The sequence below is a fragment of the Stenotrophomonas sp. P5_A8 genome, from assembly GCF_056400545.1.
In genome coordinates, this window is the sequence record NZ_JBFULB010000271.1 from 1 (window position 1) to 5,243 (window position 5,243).

The following is a 5,243-nucleotide window of genomic DNA, read 5'->3' on the forward strand; positions in this document are numbered from 1 at the left end:
GGCCTACGCGCTGGACGCCGTTGCTGCGCCTGCGCCTGCGATGGAGAAGATCACCACCACCGGCAGCCGCGCACGTCAGCAGGCCACCGATATCCAGTCCGCGCCGATGGCGGCCGAACCGGCGCGCAACGCCGCCGGTGCGCCCGGGGTGATGCGCCGCGCCGCGCCAGCGGCGATAAGCGGCACGCTGTCCGACAGCGCCGTCAACGCCGCGGTCGATGCCGATGCCACGCTGCCCCGCAAGCAATGGCTCCAGCGCATCCGCGAGCGCCGCGACAACGGCGACGTGGATACCGCGCGCGCCAGCCTGGAACGCTATCTGCAGCACTATCCGGAAACCCGCGTCCCGCGTGACGTACGCCAGCTGCTGGACAACTGACGCGCCCGGTCGCAGCCAGCCCACTACAATGGTGGGAATGTCCGACACGCTCGCCACCCCCGTCAGCCACAGCCTGGAGATCAAGCACAGCCGCTTCATCGCCCATGCGGCGCCCATCGATGACGCGGCGGCGGCCCTGGCCTTCCTGCAGCAGGTGGCCGTGCCCGACGCCACCCACAACTGCTGGGCCTACCGGCATGGCGGGGAATACCGCTCCAGCGACGATGGCGAGCCGGCCGGTACTGCCGGGCGCCCGATCCTGGCGGCGATCGACGGCCAGGGCTTCGACCGGGTGATGGTGGTGGTGATCCGCTGGTATGGCGGCATCAAGCTGGGCGCCGGCGGTCTGGTCCGCGCCTACGGCGGCACGGCTGCCGAGTGCCTGCGCACCGCCCCACGGCAGCCGTTGATCGCGCTGGCCGCGCTGCGCATCCACGCCGGCTTCGAAGACCTGGGCGCCCTGCATGCCGCATTGGCCGGTCACAGCGCCGAAAAACTGGCCGAAACCTTCACCCCGTCGGGGGTCGAGCTGCAGGTTCGTTTGCCGGCCGATCAGGCCGACCCGTTGAAAATCCGCCTGCGCGACGCCACCCGTGATCGTATCCGCATCGAAACATGCCCCGAACCAGGCCATCTGAATGACTGACACCTCCCCCGCGCAGGCCCCGGCCGTGCGTCAGCTCGGCAGCCTGGGCACGCTGTGGCCGTTCGTGCGTCGCCACACCGGGCTGTTCGTGGCCTGGCTGGTGGCGCTGGCGCTGTCCTCGGTGGCCACGCTGAGCCTGCCGCCGGCGGTGAAGCTGATGATCGATCACGGCTTCAACGACAGCGGCCAGATCAACCGCGCCTTCGCCCTGCTGTTCCTGGTCGCGGTGCTGCTGGCGCTGGCCACCGCCGCGCGTTTCTTCTTCGTGTCGTTGCTCGGTGAAAAGGTCGTCGCCGATCTGCGCAGCCGCCTGTACGCACACCTGATTTCGCTTGGCGCCGGTTTCCACGACCGCAGCCGCAGCGGCGAACTGGTGTCCCGACTCACCGCCGACAGCGAACTGCTGCGCAGCGTGATCGGCTCCACCATGTCCGTTGCCCTGCGCAGCAGCGTCACGGTGGTGGGCAGCCTGGTGATGCTGTTCGTTACCAGTCCGCACCTGGCCGCGTGGTCGCTGGTCGGCATCCCGCTGGCGGTGCTGCCGATCATCATCGGCGCACGCCGGCTGCGCAACATCTCGCGCGCCAGCCAGGACCGCGTCGCCGACGCGAACAGTCTTGCTGCCGAAACCCTCGGCGCGGTGCGTACCGTGCAGGCGCATGCGCKCGAGCCGTACGAACGGGGCCGCTTCAATGCGGCACTGGCCGAATCGATCCGTGCCGCACGACGCCGCATCGGGGCGCAGTCGATCGTCACGGCCACCGCGATCGTGCTGGTGTTCGGTGCGATCGTCGGCGTGCTGTGGCTGGGCGCGCACGATGTCATCGACGGCAACATGACCGCCGGTACGCTCGGCCAGTTCGTGCTCTACGCACTGATCGGCGGCGGCTCGGTCGGTGCCCTGGCCGAAGTCTGGAACGAATTGCAGCGCGCCTCCGGCGGCATGGGCCGGATCGCCGAGCTGCTGCAGGAAGACATCGAAATCGCCACCCCGGCCGATCCGCTGCCCCTGCCCACGCCGTTGCGCGGCGAGATCCGCTTCGACGACGTGGTCTTCCACTACCCGCAGCGCCCGGACACCGCCGCGCTGGAGCATTTCAACCTGCATGTGCGCCCCGGCGAGACCGTGGCCCTGGTCGGTCCGTCCGGTGCGGGCAAGAGCACGGTGCTGTCGATGCTGTTGCGCTTCCACGATCCCGCCTCGGGCAGCATCCGGGTCGATGGCGTGGACGTGCGCCGGGTCGATCCGGCGCAGTTGCGCGCGCAGCTGGCGCTGGTGCCGCAACAGCCCACGCTGTTTGCCAGCACCGCGCTGGAGAACATCCGCTACGGGCGCCTGGAGGCCACCGATGAGGAGGTGCAGCGCGCCGCCGAAGCCGCCGAAGCCGATGAGTTCCTGCAGGCACTGCCCGATGGCTACCTGAGCGAACTGGGTGAGCGTGGCGCACGCCTGTCCGGTGGCCAGCAGCAGCGCATCGCGATCGCCCGTGCACTGCTCAAGGACGCGCCCATCCTGCTGCTCGACGAAGCCACCAGCGCGCTGGATGCGCAGAGCGAGCGCGCGGTACAGCAGGCGCTGGAACGGCTGATGGCCGGGCGCACCACGCTGGTGATCGCGCATCGCCTGGCGACCGTGCTCAAGGCCGACCGCATCGTGGTGATGGACCACGGCCGCATCGTCGCCCAAGGCACCCACGCCGAGCTGCTGGCCGAAGGTGGGATGTACGCCGAACTGGCCAGGCTGCAGTTCATCGACTGATGACGCACCGCTAACGCGGCACGTTGCATGGTGCGCTGGTCATCGATCCGTGCCACCGCAGGAGGTGCTTCATGTCGTTTCGACAGTTCCCCGCCACCGACGCCGCCGGCGAGAGCTACGTCATCGTCGAGTTCAAGGATGAGCAGCCCGGCAACACCGCGCCGGCCGAAAACAGCGCACGCTATGAGCTGGCCGACGGCCGCCATCTGGTCCGTGATGGCCGTCAGTTCCGCACCCGCGGCGGCGAGTTGATCCTCACCACCTGAGTGCCGGACGTACTGCGCTCGCTGTCAAGAAAAATAGTTTCCGAAAGGCTGGTCATTTTCTGGCCAGTCTTCTTGACAGCCTGTGACCGCAAGGGATGCGCGCGGTTATCCACATGTTTGTGCGCAACTCATCCACACCCCCTGTGGATGAATGCGGCGTCGCAGCACGTCAGCGCGACAACACCCGGCCGATCCCGGACGCATCGATTTCCTGCGCCGCGCGTTGCAGCGCCGCTGCATCGCTGCCGGCCACGAAGCCGACACGGAAATGCACTTCACCGCCCGGCGTACGCGAGGAATGGATCGACGCCAGGCTCACCGCATGCCGTTCGAACACATGCAGCAGTTCGCGGAGCGAGCCGGGGCGGTCCTCGGGCAGGTGCACGCTGATCGCATTGCGTTCGGTCAGGTCGGCAAGCAGGTAGCCGACGCGTTCGAAGGTGTAGTTGCCTTCGGCCAATACGGCCTCGCCCTGGCTGTCACGGTTGTCCAGCAGCAGGTGCTGGCGGAAGGCCGCGCGTGCAGCGTCATCGCCCTGCCCCACCTGGTCGCGCAGTTGCTGCAGCTGGCCCAGCAGGCGGTCCAGCATCGGGCCCACGTGCGGGTTGCCGAACTGGATGTCTTCGTAGATGGCCGGGTTCAACGACAGGATGCGCGCGATGATCGCGGTGTCCAGTTCGAACGACGCCGAGCGGTACGGCATCAGCGCCGGCAACGCTCCCAGCAGGGGCGCGTACTCGCGCAGCACTCCGGCCTGGGCCAGGTGGGTGGCGTGCACCATCGCCTGCACCAGCGCCATTACCTGGTCGTGGTGCGCGGGCGTGGCGCGCACGCACTCGGCTTCCAGCGCGTCGCACAACTGTTGCACCCAGGGCTGCCAGCGCGACAACCGCGCTTCGCAGACCACCATCACCCGCCCCTTCAGCGTCGGTGCCTTGGGCGGTGCGGTCATCGGATGCAGCCCCACCACCTCGGCCTGCGAGGCCAGCATCGCCGCGACCGGATCGCTCTTTACCGAGGTCACATCCAGCCACAGGCGCCCGGACTCGCGCCCGGCCGAACGCGCCACGTAGTCGGCGATCAGCGCGGGCGTGTGGCGGATGGGCGCGGAGAAAACCAGTACATCGGCCCGCTGCAGCAGCACCTCCGGATCGTCCGAGTGCGGATCGGCCGGATCATGGCCGATCACCTCCAGGCCCATGCGCCGCTCGAGGAACCCACGGAGCCAACGCCCGTACGCGCCGGCGCTGCCGACGATGCCGACAACCGGTGCTGCCCTCACGCCAAGCGCTCGGGCACGAAGCGCTGCGGCAGGGCCAGCGCGGCCGGCGCGGCGGCCAGCACGTCGAACTCTTCATGGCCATTGGCCAGGGTGGTCTCCAGGGCCACGTGCACGCCGGCGATGGCGCGCGAGATCGCCTGCTCGAACGCTTCACCGCGCAGCAGGAACGCTACCAGCAGCGACATCAGCACATCGCCCGTACCGGCCACGTCCACCGGCAGGTGCGGCGAGGACCAGCGCCAGATCGCCTCACGGCTGACCGCCAGCGTGACCAGTTGGCCCGGGTCACCGCCGACGCTGTGGGCGAGTACCCATTCCGGCCCGCGCGCAAGCAGCGTCTGCGCAGCGGCGATGGCCTCGTCCTGGGCCAGGCTCGGCATGCCGGTCAGGCGACCGAGTTCGAAGGCGTTGGGGGTCACCAGCCAGGCATGCGGCAGCAGGCGTTCGGCGAAGACCTTTTCCAGGCCCGGCTCGACGTAAGGCCCGGTGTGGGTATCGCCGATCACCGGGTCCAGGCAGTAACGCAGCTGCGGTGAAGACGGCAGCACCGCGTCGAGCCAGTCGGCAAAGGCCGCGCCGTTGCCGACGCTGCCGAAATAGCCGGAGATCAGCATCCGCGCCCGCTGCGGCAACCCGCGCTCACCGGCGCCCAGCAGCAGGTCGGCGAACCAGTCCGAGGGCAGCACGCGGCCCCGCGTGGTCGCGTAGAACGGCGCATTGCTCAGCAGCGTGGTCGGAATTTCGGCGACACGCACGCCCAGCGCGCGCAACGGCGGCACGGCAGCGCTGTTGCCGGCGTAGCCATACACCAGCTGCGACTGCACCGAGATGACGTCGACCGGCGACGRACCGTCCGGGCGCTGGCGGCGTCCATGGACCAGATGGCTTTCGAGGGATTCGTTCATCCCGAC

5 protein-coding genes and 1 pseudogene are annotated in these 5,243 nt (G+C 69.1%); 4 read left to right on the forward strand and 2 right to left on the reverse strand.

The window, feature by feature from the left end:
- The 4 genes and pseudogenes from AC1DQP_RS15980 to AC1DQP_RS15995 all read left to right on the forward strand — a co-directional run.
- Nucleotides 1-379, forward strand: a pseudogene (locus AC1DQP_RS15980) (hypothetical protein); the annotation flags it as partial.
- Nucleotides 380-416: 37 nt separating this feature from the next.
- Entirely contained in the window at nt 417-1,025 is a 609-nt protein-coding gene (locus AC1DQP_RS15985; protein ID WP_256774006.1) for an IMPACT family protein, read from the forward strand.
- Nucleotides 1,018-2,784, forward strand: coding sequence for an ABC transporter transmembrane domain-containing protein (locus tag AC1DQP_RS15990; protein ID WP_478051990.1), 1,767 nt, complete (start codon nt 1,018-1,020; stop codon nt 2,782-2,784). Before AC1DQP_RS15985 ends, AC1DQP_RS15990 begins: the two co-directional genes overlap by 8 nt.
- A 71-nt stretch (nt 2,785-2,855) precedes the next feature.
- Complete coding sequence (locus AC1DQP_RS15995; protein ID WP_256774008.1) at nt 2,856-3,050, forward strand: hypothetical protein; 195 nt, start codon at nt 2,856-2,858, stop codon at nt 3,048-3,050.
- 169 nt (nt 3,051-3,219) lie between these two features.
- Here AC1DQP_RS15995 and AC1DQP_RS16000 read toward each other — a convergent pair whose 3' ends face one another.
- The gene (locus tag AC1DQP_RS16000; RefSeq protein WP_457318672.1) at nt 3,220-4,332 is read right to left on the reverse strand and encodes a prephenate dehydrogenase; all 1,113 of its coding nucleotides are present in this window, start codon (nt 4,330-4,332) and stop codon (nt 3,220-3,222) included.
- Nucleotides 4,329-5,237: a pyridoxal kinase gene (gene pdxY / locus AC1DQP_RS16005; RefSeq protein WP_478051991.1), complete on the reverse strand. Its 909-nt coding sequence runs from the start codon at nt 5,235-5,237 to the stop codon at nt 4,329-4,331. Before pdxY ends, AC1DQP_RS16000 begins: the two co-directional genes overlap by 4 nt.
- Between the last annotated feature and the right edge of the window lie 6 nt (nt 5,238-5,243).

Bases quoted from the DNA above. Each gene is read 5' to 3' on its own strand.
- AC1DQP_RS15985 (WP_256774006.1), top strand. From the start codon at position 417: ATGTCCGACACGCTCGCCACCCCCGTCAGCCACAGCCTGGAGATCAAG.
- AC1DQP_RS15995 (WP_256774008.1), top strand. From the start codon at position 2,856: ATGTCGTTTCGACAGTTCCCCGCCACCGACGCCGCCGGCGAGAGCTAC.